This is a genomic window from Priestia abyssalis, assembly GCF_002019595.1.
Taxonomy (GTDB): domain Bacteria; phylum Bacillota; class Bacilli; order Bacillales; family Bacillaceae_H; genus Bacillus_BA; species Bacillus_BA abyssalis.
In genome coordinates this window covers 2712459-2726973 of the sequence record NZ_KV917369.1, presented here as the reverse complement: position 1 = coordinate 2726973, position 14515 = coordinate 2712459, and the positions used below count along the sequence as shown (strand labels likewise).

The following is a 14515-nucleotide window of genomic DNA, read 5'->3' as shown; positions in this document are numbered from 1 at the left end:
GACCTTATAATACGAAAGGGGCAGTTTAGTGGAAGAAGGCTGTGTTATGTTATGCTTAAGTTTAAGAAATGCTTTAAACCATAGGCGGGTGAATATAATGGGATTGTTTTTTGAAAAAAGAAAACTAACTAAAAAGGATTTAATTCTTTTCATTCTGATATTAATAAACTTGATAATAAGTACCATTGAGTATTTTACAGATATAGATTTATTTTGGTTATATATAGTAGTGACAATAGCAATATTTGGACTTGGTGTTGCTATATATAATGAACGGAAACGAGATATAAAAGGTAAGGAATAAATCACTTATTCAAGTAACCGGGTGCTTAAGTTAAACAAGTTAGGGCTGCTTCGGCAGCCTTTTTATTGTGCTAACGGGGCAGGTTAGTTTAACAAAAACGTAGAAACTAGTCAGAAGTGAAAAGGAGTGAATGCAAATGAGTTTAGCTACATATATAGGCTCTAATGTAGAATTACCTATTAATGATGAATCGGATGATTTAGTTACCATTGGGAGTTGTTTTTCAGATGAGCGTCACCGACTAAATATAAAGAAATATCAATTTACTACGCTATATGTTTATGAAATATCAAGTAATTGGGGGATTGAAATTTCGAAATATGTGAACAAAAGAATACGTGCCGAATCGAAAGAAAAGCTAATAGCACTCTGTGAAATTATGGACAGCTATCTTGAAGAAGGTGATTTTTTTGAACTGTATAGTTGTTGGGTGGGTGAAGAAACTGAAAAGCGAGAAGGAGAATTAACCTTGAACATCAACGGTTTTGACATTGACCATATTGAAATGCCTGAAAAAACATTAGTAAGAATTGAAAAATGAATTCTTCTTATTAAACTAACGGAGGCTAGAGTTGAACAACAGGGGTTGCTGCGGCGACCCTTTTGCTTATTCGACTAACGGAGCAGGATAGTTAAAGAACAGTAGAGAAATTTTTAAGTTAGGCAATGTCAAAAAGGAGTTTTTTATCAAATGGACTTTAAAATAGGTGAAACACTAAAATTTGAAGAAATTTGGGTTAAAGTAGTTGAAATTAAAGAAGATGCTATTGTGTTTGAGGTTTTATCCACAGGTCACGAGGAAGATGAGGGCGAACTGATGGAAGTGCCAATGTGGTATATTCAATCCAATAAAGACCAAGTAAAAAGATAGCAATATTATTAAGCTAATGGGGGCTTTACTTCAATAGGGAGTATGGCTTTTTTCTTACACTAACGATTAGAATAGTTGAATAGTCAGGAAGGGATAAGGTGCAGTGCGAAAAAAGTGTTAATAAAGCAATTGTAGTGTTGAGGAGAGATTATTATGCTAATGATAACTGAAAATGTAAAGGGTAAACGCTATAAACAACTAATAAATTTACTATCAAAACATTGCGATAGCTTTGCTTTTGTTGAGAATAGACAAATGATGGAGATTGAAGAAGAGCGTCTTGCCTATATTGATAATTTAATAACCGATATTGAAGGACATTTACTCGAAAGAAAAATTCAACGAGAATGGGAAACCACAAAACTTGCCGGGGGCACAGCATTTGTTTTTTATTTTCAGTTGAATAATACTACAAGGCAATTTTTGAAAGAACGTAGCAATTCTCTTTTTGATTGGATTAGCCCAGAACTACCAGAAGACTTAATGGATAGGCTACACTGAGTTGGACAGAAAAGATAAGGTCAAGTAGAATACAGGAAATACTACAGGGGAGAATCTACTATGACGAAAAAAGCTCGACGAACATTTACAGCTGAATTTAAGGAACAAATCGTGCAGCTCTATCTTAATGGAAAACCAAGAAAGGACATCATCCGGGAGTATGATTTGACACCCTCGTCATTGGACAAGTGGGTGAATCAAAGCCAGACATCTGGATCGTTCAAAGAAAAAGAGAACCTATCCCCTGAGCAACAGGAATTGAACCGACTTCGCAAAGAAATTAAGCAGCTTCAAATGGAGAACGATATTTTAAAGCAAGCCGCGCTGATACTAGGACGAAAGTAAATGTGATCAGGAACAATCAACATAAATACTCGATATCAGCAATGTGCAAAGTCCTACAACTGCCTAGAAGCACCTACTATTATGAATCTAGGGAAAGAGCAGCCGTAGATGACGTGACCTCAGATGTCATTGATATTTTCCAAGCGAGTCGTCAAAATTATGGAACACGCAAAATCAAAGTTGAATTAAAAAAGCGTGGGCGCATCGTTTCTAGACGAAGAATTGGACGCATTATGCAAGAACAGGGCCTTGTTTCTACTTACACCATAGCTCAATTTAAACCACATGCGAAATCCTGTAACGAATCCGAACAGAAGAACGAACTAAACCGCGAGTTCAACCAAGAAGAAGAGATGACAGCGCTCGTAAGTGATTTAACGTACGTAAGAGTCAAACAAAAATGGCATTACGTATGTGTATTTGTCGATCTCTTTAATCGGGAAATCGTGGGTTACAGCGCAGGTCCGAACAAAGATGCGTTACTCGTCTATCGTGCCTTCGCCTCCATCAAGGGTGATCTCCGTAACATTCAGCTTTTCCATACGGATCGTGGGAATGAGTTTAAAAATAAGCTAATGGACGATGCGTTAGAGACGTTTAACATTCAACGATCATTAAGCATGAAGGGCTGCCCCTATGACAACGCTGTGGCTGAAGCAACGTTTAAAATCATCAAAACAGAGTTTGTGAAAGGTCAACATTTTGAGAGTTTAGAAGAATTAACAAGAGAACTACATGACTATGTCCACTGGTTTAACCACATCCGAATTCATGGGACACTTGGTTATGTAAGTCCAATTAATTATAAACTTGAACACCTTAAAAAATCTGTCTAGTTTAGTGTTGACATACCAAACCGTCTTATTAAAGTAACGGGTGGCATTAGAATAAATGAATGCAGCAAGGGTGAGGATTGAATTATGAGTAGCGATTATATGTTGCAAATGAAAAGTGAAGTGAACTGTTTTAAATTATGGGCTGAAAAAACCGACAGAAGTTATGGAGAATGGGAAACCGATTATGATGATTGGTATAAAATTTATAATGTTACAGAGAAGCTAATTAAAAACGTTCCTGTTGAACAATGGAATGGAAAAATAGTTGAAGAGTTTCTCTATATACTGGCTAGAGACAATGAAGTTGAAAACATAATTGAACAACTTATTGAACGGCCCCATCAACTATTATCGTTGGCTAAGTTGGCCGTATCTTATAAAGACCCTGATGCAAAATGGCAGATTGCTTACGGGCTAGGAGAAATTAACGGAGAGGATTCAGCAATTAAAAGCTTATTAAGTGAATTTTTGCGGGATGAATGTGAGTATGTTAGAAGGCGTGCTTTATTTGCCTTAAGAAAAAGGAATTAATTGTGCCTTCTTGAACAAACGGAGCAGGTTAGTTGAACAACAGGAGGTTGCTGCGGCAACTTCTTTTTTATTCAACAAACGGGAGTTTAGTTGAATAAGAACAACTGTTAAAATAACAATAAATCAGTTAAAAAAGGTGTTGGTATTTTGGGGAATTACCTGTTGCTTATAGATGTTTTACCTCATTTGGCAAACAAGATTCAAGAGTATTTTATTAGTAAATCCCGATTTGAATTAGCAAACCAAGTTGATAATCTTCGAATTAAGGGACTTTATGAATGTGGTGAACCTGACTGTGGTTCATTTTATCTTGCAGAATATGAAGAAAATGAGGATAAACTAGAAGGTTTTTCATTTGAAGAAATAGGAACAATCGAAGTTTATGAAGGTAAAATCGGTTTTGTTGAAATCTTTCCAAGTAATTTTGGTTACGAAATACGTTCAACACTAAAGAAAAACAATATATCTTGTTGAACTACGGGGGCTTTAGTTTAGTAAAAAACTGATTTTGGCTAATTACGTTATCCTATTTACATAGTCTTTTCAAGATAACAATAAAGCAAAATCGGAGGAATATGATGAAATTTAAATATAGATTAACTGGAACGGGTTGGGCGGAGTGTTTTTTGGAAATTAATTCGCAAACCTGTACATTTGATGTAAGTTATCTTACAGATGCTTTAAAATACCTTCTTGAAACATTACTTGAGATAAATCCTTTATATATGGATAAGGATTATGTAAAAGATGGTTCCTCCTTTAAATGGGAAGGTGAACCACAAGAACTTCATTGGAATTTTGACGTATTACCAAAAGGAAAAATTCTAATAAGAGTAACCGAAGACGATGGTTATGGAGAAGAAATTACATCAAAAATCAATGCAGAGTGCGATTATGATGAATTTTTATCGGAAATTATCAGGGAAATGAAAGCTCTTCTTAAAAAATATGGAGTTGTGGGTTACAAGGATAATTGGGGATACGACTTCCCCTTAACTGCTTTGATTCAGTTAAATTACTATCTTAAAAATAAAACATTATATCCTTTTACAATGATTATTGAGGATTACTCGGAACTTAGTTGCAGTGATTTGAACAACGATTTAAATGAACTAATTTAATTTGAAAATAATAAACTGTTTAGGTGACTATTTTTGTTCTTTCACTAACTGGGGCGATTCTTTAATAAGAGATCGCTTTCTTTATTGAACAAACGGGGCAGGTTAGCTGAAAAAGTCTGATATACTGTAAAAAATAATAAGGGAGGAAAAGGTGACCTAGATATGGATAAAAGTGTGCAGGCAGAGGTTTTTAATAACTTTTACTCCGGAAAAATTAGGGATGTTAGTGAAACAGAGAATGGGATGATACTCACGATTGATATGTCGGAGTATAATGAACCCCATTCCTCTTTCTTTAGATGTGAGTTAATCAATTGTAGGGAATTTTCATTAAAGTTTTCGAGAATGAGGGTTTTAACGGATTTGAATCAACTCAGGGATTATGAAATAGAGATGTTAGACACGCAATTAACAAATGGTAAGCTAAAGGTTAATTGCCTTGTGAATAAAATAAATAAAGCAAACCTCCTGATTGAAACAGAAACTATAAAGGTATATGGTGAATTAAACAGAGAAATACCTCTATTGGAGCTTTCGATTATAGGGGGATTATGTAGCGACGGGGTAGGAATAGATTTCTATATCGGCAATACCATAAACGAGACCTATTACACAGAAAGGTATGTAAAATTTAACGAGGAGCTACAGGGGTATCTTCGGAATAAGGAGCAATATGTCCAGCGATATAAAGAAAAGAAGCCTAAAGAGGCTTTTGATTTGCTTATAGGGTTAGACCAGTATGGGGATAAACTGTTTTCAGCTCCGGAAATAAATCAATTAATAAATATTTGCGATGGGTTATTAGGTAAGTACAAAACCGATCATATAAACAATCAAAAAATCAGATATTTTGCTGAAAAGTTAAAAGAACTTTGTGAAGAAGCCAAGCTGAAAGGCAAACTTATCATTGCAATAGGAGATTAAAGCAAGTTGAGACTAAACTAAGTAGGTGAGTTTCTTATATAACTAACTGGCAGCACTCCTTTAATAAGGAGTGCTGCCTTCTTTCTTCAACAAACGGGGCAGGTTAGTTTAAGAAGAACTGAAAATCACTTTGTTTACGGAATATAATGTAAGTTAAGGGGGGTGGTCTTGTTGATGTGGCTTATTGTTTTCATTCTTGGAATTGTAACATTTGCTTTATTGGTAGACTTGAGGAATAAAAAAATCAATAATAACCCTCATATACCAACCGATCCAAACGCTAAGCCAGGGGACAGTTCAAACTATATGATGGGGGATAATAAATACACAAATGGAGGGGAATAATACCTCTTTCTTCTTGCACCACAGAAAATGAAAGAACGTAATATTCTTTCATTTTCTGTGGTGCAGCATTGTCCTTACGCTGCATAGATGGCTAACGGGGGCTAGAGTTGAAAAACGGGAGGGAGGTAGCTGCGGCACCTCCTCTTCTTATTCAACAAACGGGAGGTTAGTGCAACAAGGAAAACTTATATAAACTAGAGAATGACAATGGTTAGAGTTTGTTCAAAGGAGAGAAAAAGATGGATGAAAAAAACATAGCCAAGATTTTTATTGAACACTTTGAAGAGTATAAGCCCATCTTACAGGAACACATTGACTTTAATGGTGAAATTTTAAACCACGTATTCTTTGGTGAGTGCAATGACCATTTTATAAAACTTATTGAGGAAGAGAAGGAAATATCCAAAATAGAACTTTTATTTGATTTTTTTGAACGGATGGCAATTCAAGGTGATGATTATGTTAAAGAACTATTAAGCGTCACCATTCTTGAAAAACTTGGCGACTCTAAATCGGTGCTAAAAACGGCATATAAGTATATGGGTCCTGAAACGAAGAAAGCATCAGACGAAATTGAAAAGTTCTGGGGGAGATTTTGAACGGGAGCTTGAGTTTAAGGATGGATGGATACGGTACCTCCTTTTCTTCTTGAACGGGGAGGTTAGTGAATGAAGGATTATCTGGTATTTGTGATGAATTTAAACAGGGTAAGGTTAACAGTTTAAGAAGGAAGAACTTTATGATAAATTGAAGAACTATCTGGAATTTATGTCAAGGAGTGAATGGGTTTGTTAAGTGTACAGGTCATTGGAAGTCTTGAAGAAATTGAAAATCTTGGCTTATATAGTGTTGATGAAGAAACGTTTAATCAACTATTTAAAAGAGGACGTGACCTTTTCTTTTTTTGTGATTTTAATAATGAACTTTCTCGGAAGATGTTAAATGAAAAATTGGTAAAGGCTAATTCACGTTTTTTAAATGGAATTCAAGGAACTATTCATTTAGAGGAAAGTTTTGTTGCACCTGAGAGTTTTCCTAATCGGATAACACAGGTTGATGACCCATTATCTACTCCAAGAAGTGATAAGGTAAGTATAAATAAATACTATTTCCAAGTCCTGGACGGTGCATCAAATAGTACCTGCGATATTTATGAAGTTGATAAAGATACGTTTAATCGAATATTTCCCCAAGGACAAAAAGTATTATTGTCTAATGAATGCCCAGAATTAGAAGATAGGTTTTGGACTGAAATGGCTTATCGTACTAACGCTAAAAAAAGCATAGTCCCAAGGTTAGATGGCATATTAATTTTATAAATATATTAAAGAGTAATACTTTGATAAAATTTAACCTTTTTCACTTATTAAAATGTAGGTTGTGAATCTATTCATTTAAACTACCATGAAAATAAGTTTCTTCAAGATTAGAAAAATGACAATACTTAAGAAGACCCTGCTCAATCGTTAAAAAAAGAGGAGAGCGTTCATTAATAAGTCTATGGATTAGGGTTGACTGGATTAAGGTCAGTATCAGTATTGACACTTCCCGACCATTTTCATTCTCTGTGGTGCAGCACTGATTTTGTGCTGCATGGATGGCTAACGGGGGCATTACTTCAATAAGTAGTGCCGCCTTTTTTATTAAACAACGGGAGTTTAGTTGAAGAAGGAAAAATGATAAATTAAAGAAAACAGATAGCGTTTTTTTTCTTTTTAGCTTGGGAATGGGGGATGGAAACAATGGGATTAGATGTGCAACTATTTGATAGTGATGATAATGAGTTATGTATGTTTGAAATTGAACAACACTTCCACGATGCTATTTTTTATGAAACGAAGAACTGGGGAAGTTACCAATATCTGAGAAAAATCAAGGATTATTATGCTCCCGATATCTATTGGAATAAAGAAGAACTTAAGGAATTTATTAATGATTTGAATAGCTACAAGATATTTATAAGCAAAGAGTATCTACCTCATTTAAATTCTTTAATTGACAGGCTAAGTGATGAGAGGATAAATAGCATTCGCATTATAGGAGATTAAGTAGCTATTCCTTCTTCAATGTAGTGTAGTGCTTTATGAAGTAAATAAATCATATTTAGGTTATTTTTATATACTGTCATCTCATGTAAAGCTTTACTTTAGCCATTTTTAATTAGTAAGCACTACAGAAACAAACGGAGGCTTTACTTCAATAAGGAGTAAGGCTTTTTTATTGCACTAAACCAGCTAATAGTTTGTCAACATTTTTCAATAAAAACTTAAATTATTTCATGCTATACTAAAAATACGCACACCAAATAACCTTCCACTACCTTAATTTTGGAAGGTTTTGTTTTATTTAGTTAGATATAGTCATTAAGCTATATCTTGGAAAATTGTTCTGTTTTTTAATAAGGCAAAAATCCAATGTAAGAGCTTGTTTACACAAGCAATGACAGCGACCTTAAAGGGCTTTCCTTCTTCGCGTTTCTTATCATAAAACTCCCGCATTCTTTTGTTTCTAGGGAGTATTTCATCTGTGGTTTTCTTCTTACGACAATCACGAATGGCACAACGAACTGCCATATATAAGGCATGGCGAAGTCTACTTGATCCTCTTTTAGTAATACGGTTTTGGGTAGCTCTAAATTTACCAGATTCAAATACACTAGGATCAACACCAGCGAAAGCGACAAGCTTTTTAGGGTGGTTAAATCGATCTATCTCACCGATTTCAGAAATAATCGTGGCAGCGATTTTTTCTCCAATGCCGGGGATGGATTTGATAATATTATATTCTTCAATTTCTTTAGCGAGAGCGTCTATCTCTGACTCTAATCTTGATAGATGCTCTTTGTATTGAAGAATAATGTTAATGTACATACCTAAGCTTAATATATGACTCTGGTAGACTGTTTTTTCAAAAGGATTACGAGCTGCCGCCTCTTTTAGTTTTAGAGCTTTTTCATTTGCCCATCTGATTGAGCGACTTTGACATAATTCTTTGATCTTATTCGAGATTGTTTCATCACTAGCCTTTAATATGTCTTCAGATGACGGAAACTCTTGTAATGTTAAGAGTGATACCACAGAATACAAATCACCGAAAACTCCTCGATATTCAGGAAATACCTGATCAAGTACAGCCTGAAATTGAAGCTTAGTCTGAATCATAACGCCTGTAATATTTTCGTGTTGTCTCGTAAGATTACGAAGGTTTAATAACTGAATCCCTCGCTTTTTGTATGGCTCTAATTCCTCTTTATAATACAATTCACAGAGTAGGTATGCATCGACTGCATCTGTCTTTACTTTTCTTAGACTTGAACTCTTTGCCTTATACGAAATTAAAGGATTAATAATAATTAATAAATACCCACGTTCATCTAGATATTGGACAACTGGTGTCTGATAGTGTCCAGTTGCTTCTAGAATCACAGGAGGCTTCTGACCTGTTTCTTTCTGCACATCATCTAAGAACTCTACAAGTAAACCAAGCCCATCAAGAGTATGAGATACTTTAAAGCTCTTACGAAAAGGTTTGCCTTTATCTACAAAAGCTTGAACTTGACTTTCTCCCTTTGAAATATCCAGACCAACGACTGGATTCATCCTCCATCATCTCCTAATCTCTTATTTGCCGGTACCCCTAATTCCTTCTTGCAGTGTCACAGCTTCGCTTGTTATACGAGATCTAGGTCCCAACCAGCCTCAATCATGTTTCTACAAGTAGGGGGCAAACTGTTTAGCTGACGGGATCTAGGTCCCACGGGCAGTTACGTTTTACCCCGGCTACCGTTATAATAAGACCATATAAAAAATGGTCAACCAGAAATATTTTCTTATCTGGCTGACCTTATAATACGAACGGGGCAGGTTAGTGGAAGAAGACATAAAGATTATTTGTATAAATTTCCCTCTATAATTCAGTTAGAAAAATGAGCTAGTATTGAAAAAGATAAAACTTGAGAAATGATGGGGAATTATGATGAAGTCACACACTAAGGGTTTTCTTGCTTGCTTTATTGCACTCATTGTCGCTTTTTTAATTCATTGGTTTAAGACAGGATCATTAGATTTAGAAACTTTGATACTTTGTATAGCTTGTCAGTTTGGTACCTATCTTATTATATCTGTTTTTAAACATTATGACAGCCGAAATAGAAGGAATTAAGGTTGAACAACGGGTGGTACTACTTTAATTAGTGGGCACCCTTTTCTTATTGAACAAGCGGTTAGTGGAAGAGAAAAATAAAGAAGGCAGGGTGAAATTTCCATTGTATCTAATGAAATAAATTCCTTATAGTAGAAATACTGATAAACATTTGAAATCAAGAGGCGGTTAGATTAAATGGAAAGATGGGAAAACGTAGCAAGGGGTATTGGAATAGTTATTGTACTTAATTTTCTTTCTTTTTATTTTGAAAAAAGGGCAACCTCTTTTTGGCTCGAATCGTTGTGTGTATTTGCTATAGTCCTTTCTGTTATGTTTATTTTATCTAAAATCAAATTTCTTCAAAAACCGGTATCAAAAAAAGTAGGATGGTTAACGTTTACTGTAGCATTTATAGTGATAACGGTTATGTTTGATTTTGTTTTAAAATAGGCTGTTGTGATCTGCTAATGGTGGAAAGATTTCAAGAATGAGGGGGAGGCTGCGGCCTCCCTTTTTCTTCAATGTAGTGTAGTGCTTTATTAGGTATATAAGTCATATTTAGATTATTTTTATATATTGTCATCTCTTTAGAAAGCTTTAGAAATCCTACGATATAACACCAATTTTAGCATGCATAAATGCACTATTCATCTGTAAGTCATATATTCAACTGCTTGTTGCACTAAATACGCAAAATCTTATATATGTAAAGCTTTACTTTAGCCGTTTTTATTTATTAAGCACTACAGAAACAAACGGGAGGTTAGTTTAACTAAAATGGGTTTTATTTTACACAATATTTTTTAGTTGTTATTTACTATGCTATTTTATAATATATGGATTTTAGAATTGTTTTTCATTGAAAGGAATCAAATATATGAAAAAGAGAACTCTGTCTTTAGTGTTAGTGCCAATTCTTATTGCCTTGGTCGGATTGGGATATTATTTGAATGAAAAATTTAATACTACTTATGGCGTTTGGGATATTAATTGGGGATTCGAAGTTCCAAAACCATCAAAAATGACCAATGTTATTGAAAGTGATCCAAGTTTTCGTGGCGAAGGAGAATCTTATATTATTGCAGATTATAGTGAAAACAAAGTAGAAAGAGTTAAAAATCAAACGTTTTGGAAAGAAATAGATGGATCTACACTTGAAGAAGTCTCAAAACAAATTTCTCAATTTCAAAAAGACGTTAAGGATATTAATTTTGAAAAAGAAGAGTAGTATGCAAAGATGTTTTCAAACAATCCTGTTCAATTTGGTGAAGGCGATTTGTACTTTTATAAATCAGAAGAAGATGGAAGTTATTTTATTGCTATTCTTAATCTTGAAAAGAAAAGGTTATATACGATGGAGTTTATCATATAAACTAAAAAGCATTGGGACAAAATCTCAATGCTCCTTTTTGATTGAGATATGTTAAATAGTGCAGCCTTTCTTCTTCAACAAACGTGGCAGTTTAGTTGAAGAAGGACTTCAAGATTTTAACATTGAATTACATATGTATATATAAAAAGTGGGTGGAAATAATGAAAAAAATTTATATTATATCTGGACCAGCAGGAGTAGGTAAATCCACAACCTCAAAGAGACTTGCTGAACAGCTTGACCAAAGTGCTTATATTGAAGGTGATTTAATCAATCATATGGTTATTGGAGGATACCTTCCACCCTGGGAAAGCGAAGAATTACTATCATTAATTTGGGAAAATATAGCGGATTTAAGTATCAATTTTGTTCAGGCAAATAAGGATGTCGTTATTGATTACGTTGCTTTTCCAAAAGAGGTAGAAGAATTTTCTCAAAAGGTTTATGCCGAAGTTAAGAATGTTGAAATTATATATATTGTTTTATTGGTTGATAGTGATGAATTGTTAAGAAGAGACGCTTTAAGGATTAAAGAACATCAGATGGGATTAAGATGTTTGGAATTAGTAAATGAATTTGAAAGTAAAGGAATAGATAAACGCTTTTTTTATAATACAACTGACCTAAAACCATCAGATTTAGATGAAATCATTTTGAATATAAGAGAAAATCCTAGATTCTTGTTGAGCTAATGGGGTGCTTTAGCTGAAAAAGGAATTATGACTTGTAGGATACAATAAGGACTTTGTTGGTGTGGCAATTTATTTTCTTAAATGAGGAGTTTATATATGGGTAGAAACGCAGATGAAAAAATTATTCCAGGCGAAAGTGTAGGGATATTTCCTTTGGGCATTAGTGAAGGAAAGCTGATACAAGAGGTCAGTATTCCTTACAAAAAGGAACAGAGGGCTGGGTGTATAGTTTATCATCTTCCTAACATTTCCTTCTTTGTAGATGAGGAAACAAGAAAGGTAGACCAAATTTGTGTTTTTAAAGGCTTTGAAGGGAAATTCCTAGAGAATTATGGGCTAGGGAACGATTTATTGGATATTGAAATTGACACCGATAAGTGGTTGGTGGATTGGAATATAGATAGTTATTACTTAGAAGAATACCCAGGAATCTTATTTAGATTAGAAGAGGAATTGGAAGTAAATGAGGTTAAGTATAACAGGCGGTCTACGATTGGTTCGATATGTATTTTCCATCCTTAAGTTGGTTGTCTTCTTCAACAACGGGGGCTTGAGTTAAACAACGGAGGTAGCTGCCGCACCTCCTTTTCTTGTTCAACAAACGGGGCAGGTTTGTTGAAGAAGCTTATTTGAATGATATTATTGAATTTAGAGCTCATGGCTTATGGTGATTGAAAAGAGGTATGGAATAGAAAAGGATGTGTTATGCAGATTTATGGAAACAAAAGTCGTGCTTTTATATGGTGGATCATTGCCTCCCTTTAAACATATTGAGAAGATTATAAATAAGTATTATAAATACTATCTGAGCGACAAGGACAAGGAAGATTTTAAAGAAGATAATTATTATGATATTTGGATTGAGGAACGATATACAGGACTCGATGCCAGGGAGAAACGTGATTATACACCTACTGTGCCCGTAAAAATTGAATTTCTGCCAAAATTCTTAAATATCTTCAGAGCATTAAAAGGAAACGTAAGTTTATGCAAAATCAATCACGAACATCCTATCGTCCAGATTTCAGATGTAGAATACGAAGGATATTGTTTTTATTTAGATAATGGAAAGGAAAAAGTGATTTTCTACGACAAGCTCTGGATGACAATAGATGTCAACGAAGACACTGAAAAAGCTTTAACCCATCTAATTTCGTCTAAATAATAGTGAAGACAGGATTAGACGTTGTTCAACTACGGGGGCTTTAGTGTAACAACACAGGGAATCGTTTCGGCAGTCTTTTTCTTCTTAAAAGGAGTGAAGTTTTTTGACAATTCATCACTATATAGCCTCAAGCAGGGAGATTCCAACTGGCTCTTTTGGAAGAAACCCTAAATTGGTACCAATTTCAAATGTATCAGACATTAAAATCAAAGGTACAAAAACCGAAAAGACTAAGAAAAATAAGTATATTAACAAGCCTAATTTAAATGAACAATATATGATCGTTTATGAAACAGATGAAGATTTTTTAGGCATACACGTTTCAGAATTAGATGGTTATGATGAAATAAGGGATAAATTTAGCAATCCTTTTGTATATCATCTTGAGTGTTCTCATTCGAGAAAAGGTTATAGGGATTTGTTTAAATATATTGATGAAAACCTTAACGACGGTGAAAGTATTGAATTATACACTTGCTTGGATGGAGATGAATTAAAGGAAAAGCAAGATATACTAAATATTGTTATTGACTTAAAAACAAAGCATTTCAAAAATGATATAGGAAATTTTAAAATGAATGAAAAACCCTTATTTGACGAATTAAGTGAACGGTTTTCATTTAGAGAGAGACAGTATGTGGTGGTAACAAAATAACACATTAAATGGGCTGTTTCGTCAGTCCTTTTTTTATTGGCGTTATTGAACTAAATGGCAGGTTAGCGCAAGAAGGATTAACAAAGCCAATATAGAAAATAAAAACAATCAATACTAGTTTGTGGAGGATAGGTAAATTGACAGCACGTATAGAAGCTTCATGTAGAATGAGTGGGGACCGTTTCTCACCTGATTTACTCGAAAAGAAAACTGGATGGCAGTTAGAAAGAAAAAAAGAAGTTGGAGAGTTGTCAAAGAGAGGACCTCTAGCTTACGGAATGGCTGATTTATGTCCTCCAGATAACCTGCCATATGATGAAAATAACCAGGTAGGGCTAGAGTGGGTTGTAGACACTGTTTACCCCTATATTCAGGTGATTAAAGACTGCGGTGCTGATGACGTATACTTGGATATCGCAGTGTATTCTAATCCTAACTCTAGTTCAGGTAATATGGTTTTTGAACCTGAACTGTTGAGGAAAATAGCCAATTTGAATATGGCATTTTGGATTAGTCACTATGAAAATTATGATGAGAACGAAGAAAATTAATGGAAATCTTGTTGAACTAACGGAGGCTTTACTTTAAGAATGGGGGTTGCTGAGACGACCCCTTTGCTTATTCGACTAACGGGGCAGGATAGTTTACAACCATTTAGTGGAACTTTCGCAAAGGAGCACACGTCTAATAAGAAAGAATAAAACATAGGG

At 34.5% G+C, this 14515-nt stretch carries 21 protein-coding genes; 20 read left to right on the top strand and 1 reads right to left on the bottom strand.

What is annotated here, in order from left to right; genetic code table 11:
* Positions 1-28: 28 nt before the first annotated feature.
* The 13 genes from BK575_RS12975 (at position 29) to BK575_RS12920 (ending at position 7826) form a co-directional block, all read left to right on the top strand.
* Positions 29-304, top strand: coding sequence for a hypothetical protein (locus BK575_RS12975; protein WP_078410743.1), 276 nt, complete (start codon positions 29-31; stop codon positions 302-304).
* 136 nt (positions 305-440) lie between these two features.
* On the top strand, positions 441-845 hold the full coding sequence (locus tag BK575_RS12970) for a hypothetical protein (protein WP_078410742.1): 405 nt from the start codon (positions 441-443) through the stop codon (positions 843-845).
* A gap of 150 nt (positions 846-995) precedes the next feature.
* Entirely contained in the window at positions 996-1175 is a 180-nt protein-coding gene (locus BK575_RS12965) for a hypothetical protein (protein WP_078410741.1), read from the top strand.
* Between the two features lie 153 nt (positions 1176-1328).
* Complete coding sequence (locus BK575_RS12960) at positions 1329-1676, top strand: stage III sporulation protein AH (protein WP_204524864.1); 348 nt, start codon at positions 1329-1331, stop codon at positions 1674-1676.
* A gap of 60 nt (positions 1677-1736) precedes the next feature.
* A protein-coding gene (locus tag BK575_RS12955; protein WP_139368028.1) for an IS3 family transposase occupies positions 1737-2857 on the top strand; the annotation gives its coding sequence in 2 pieces (ribosomal slippage) (positions 1737-1986 and positions 1986-2857; 1122 coding nt in all).
* 84 nt (positions 2858-2941) lie between these two features.
* Positions 2942-3388, top strand: a complete 447-nt coding sequence (locus BK575_RS12950; protein ID WP_078410740.1) for a HEAT repeat domain-containing protein — start codon at positions 2942-2944, stop codon at positions 3386-3388.
* Positions 3389-3535: 147 nt separating this feature from the next.
* Positions 3536-3862, top strand: coding sequence for a hypothetical protein (locus tag BK575_RS12945; RefSeq protein ID WP_078410739.1), 327 nt, complete (start codon positions 3536-3538; stop codon positions 3860-3862).
* A gap of 101 nt (positions 3863-3963) precedes the next feature.
* Positions 3964-4509: a hypothetical protein gene (locus BK575_RS12940; RefSeq protein ID WP_139368031.1), complete on the top strand. Its 546-nt coding sequence runs from the start codon at positions 3964-3966 to the stop codon at positions 4507-4509.
* 162 nt (positions 4510-4671) lie between these two features.
* Positions 4672-5433: a hypothetical protein gene (locus tag BK575_RS29075; RefSeq protein ID WP_235867383.1), complete on the top strand. Its 762-nt coding sequence runs from the start codon at positions 4672-4674 to the stop codon at positions 5431-5433.
* 171 nt (positions 5434-5604) lie between these two features.
* A complete protein-coding gene (locus BK575_RS28600) occupies positions 5605-5778 on the top strand; it encodes a hypothetical protein (RefSeq protein WP_169907774.1) in 174 nt (57 codons plus the stop codon).
* 239 nt (positions 5779-6017) lie between these two features.
* Positions 6018-6377 (top strand): DUF7674 family protein, encoded by a 360-nt coding sequence (locus tag BK575_RS12930; protein WP_078410737.1) that lies wholly within the window; start codon positions 6018-6020, stop codon positions 6375-6377.
* Between the two features lie 189 nt (positions 6378-6566).
* Entirely contained in the window at positions 6567-7097 is a 531-nt protein-coding gene (locus BK575_RS12925; RefSeq protein WP_078410736.1) for a hypothetical protein, read from the top strand.
* A gap of 423 nt (positions 7098-7520) precedes the next feature.
* The gene (locus BK575_RS12920) at positions 7521-7826 is read left to right on the top strand and encodes a hypothetical protein (RefSeq protein ID WP_078410735.1); all 306 of its coding nucleotides are present in this window, start codon (positions 7521-7523) and stop codon (positions 7824-7826) included.
* A gap of 315 nt (positions 7827-8141) precedes the next feature.
* Here the strand turns inward: BK575_RS12920 and BK575_RS12915 are convergent, their stop codons facing one another.
* Positions 8142-9377: an IS110 family RNA-guided transposase gene (locus BK575_RS12915; RefSeq protein ID WP_078410279.1), complete on the bottom strand. Its 1236-nt coding sequence runs from the start codon at positions 9375-9377 to the stop codon at positions 8142-8144.
* 739 nt (positions 9378-10116) lie between these two features.
* Here BK575_RS12915 and BK575_RS12910 point away from each other — a divergent pair.
* The 7 genes from BK575_RS12910 to BK575_RS12880 all read left to right on the top strand — a co-directional run bounded on the left by BK575_RS12910 (position 10117) and on the right by BK575_RS12880 (position 14356).
* On the top strand, positions 10117-10371 hold the full coding sequence (locus tag BK575_RS12910) for a hypothetical protein (protein ID WP_078410734.1): 255 nt from the start codon (positions 10117-10119) through the stop codon (positions 10369-10371).
* Between the two features lie 427 nt (positions 10372-10798).
* The gene (locus BK575_RS12905; protein WP_078410733.1) at positions 10799-11149 is read left to right on the top strand and encodes a hypothetical protein; all 351 of its coding nucleotides are present in this window, start codon (positions 10799-10801) and stop codon (positions 11147-11149) included.
* A gap of 305 nt (positions 11150-11454) precedes the next feature.
* Positions 11455-11985, top strand: coding sequence for an AAA family ATPase (locus BK575_RS12900; RefSeq protein WP_078410732.1), 531 nt, complete (start codon positions 11455-11457; stop codon positions 11983-11985).
* Positions 11986-12081: 96 nt separating this feature from the next.
* A complete protein-coding gene (locus BK575_RS12895; RefSeq protein ID WP_078410731.1) occupies positions 12082-12507 on the top strand; it encodes a hypothetical protein in 426 nt (141 codons plus the stop codon).
* A gap of 142 nt (positions 12508-12649) precedes the next feature.
* Complete coding sequence (locus BK575_RS12890; protein ID WP_078410730.1) at positions 12650-13150, top strand: hypothetical protein; 501 nt, start codon at positions 12650-12652, stop codon at positions 13148-13150.
* 103 nt (positions 13151-13253) lie between these two features.
* Positions 13254-13805 carry a hypothetical protein gene (locus BK575_RS12885; RefSeq protein ID WP_078410729.1) on the top strand — a complete coding sequence of 184 codons (552 nt, stop codon included), beginning with the start codon at positions 13254-13256 and terminating at the stop codon, positions 13803-13805.
* A gap of 137 nt (positions 13806-13942) precedes the next feature.
* Positions 13943-14356: a hypothetical protein gene (locus BK575_RS12880; protein WP_078410728.1), complete on the top strand. Its 414-nt coding sequence runs from the start codon at positions 13943-13945 to the stop codon at positions 14354-14356.
* Positions 14357-14515: the final 159 nt, after the last annotated feature.

What these genes read in the sequence shown, in the direction of transcription:
- BK575_RS12970 (WP_078410742.1), top strand. Translation starts at nt 441, where the DNA reads ATGAGTTTAGCTACATATATAGGCTCTAATGTAGAATTACCTATTAAT.
- BK575_RS12965 (WP_078410741.1), top strand. Translation starts at nt 996, where the DNA reads ATGGACTTTAAAATAGGTGAAACACTAAAATTTGAAGAAATTTGGGTT.
- BK575_RS12960 (WP_204524864.1), top strand. Translation starts at nt 1,329, where the DNA reads ATGCTAATGATAACTGAAAATGTAAAGGGTAAACGCTATAAACAACTA.
- BK575_RS12950 (WP_078410740.1), top strand. Translation starts at nt 2,942, where the DNA reads ATGAGTAGCGATTATATGTTGCAAATGAAAAGTGAAGTGAACTGTTTT.
- BK575_RS12940 (WP_139368031.1), top strand. Translation starts at nt 3,964, where the DNA reads ATGATGAAATTTAAATATAGATTAACTGGAACGGGTTGGGCGGAGTGT.
- BK575_RS29075 (WP_235867383.1), top strand. Translation starts at nt 4,672, where the DNA reads ATGGATAAAAGTGTGCAGGCAGAGGTTTTTAATAACTTTTACTCCGGA.
- BK575_RS12930 (WP_078410737.1), top strand. Translation starts at nt 6,018, where the DNA reads ATGGATGAAAAAAACATAGCCAAGATTTTTATTGAACACTTTGAAGAG.
- BK575_RS12920 (WP_078410735.1), top strand. Translation starts at nt 7,521, where the DNA reads ATGGGATTAGATGTGCAACTATTTGATAGTGATGATAATGAGTTATGT.
- BK575_RS12915 (WP_078410279.1), bottom strand. Translation starts at nt 9,377, where the DNA reads ATGAATCCAGTCGTTGGTCTGGATATTTCAAAGGGAGAAAGTCAAGTT.
- BK575_RS12910 (WP_078410734.1), top strand. Translation starts at nt 10,117, where the DNA reads ATGGAAAGATGGGAAAACGTAGCAAGGGGTATTGGAATAGTTATTGTA.
- BK575_RS12905 (WP_078410733.1), top strand. Translation starts at nt 10,799, where the DNA reads ATGAAAAAGAGAACTCTGTCTTTAGTGTTAGTGCCAATTCTTATTGCC.
- BK575_RS12900 (WP_078410732.1), top strand. Translation starts at nt 11,455, where the DNA reads ATGAAAAAAATTTATATTATATCTGGACCAGCAGGAGTAGGTAAATCC.
- BK575_RS12895 (WP_078410731.1), top strand. Translation starts at nt 12,082, where the DNA reads ATGGGTAGAAACGCAGATGAAAAAATTATTCCAGGCGAAAGTGTAGGG.
- BK575_RS12890 (WP_078410730.1), top strand. Translation starts at nt 12,650, where the DNA reads ATGGTGATTGAAAAGAGGTATGGAATAGAAAAGGATGTGTTATGCAGA.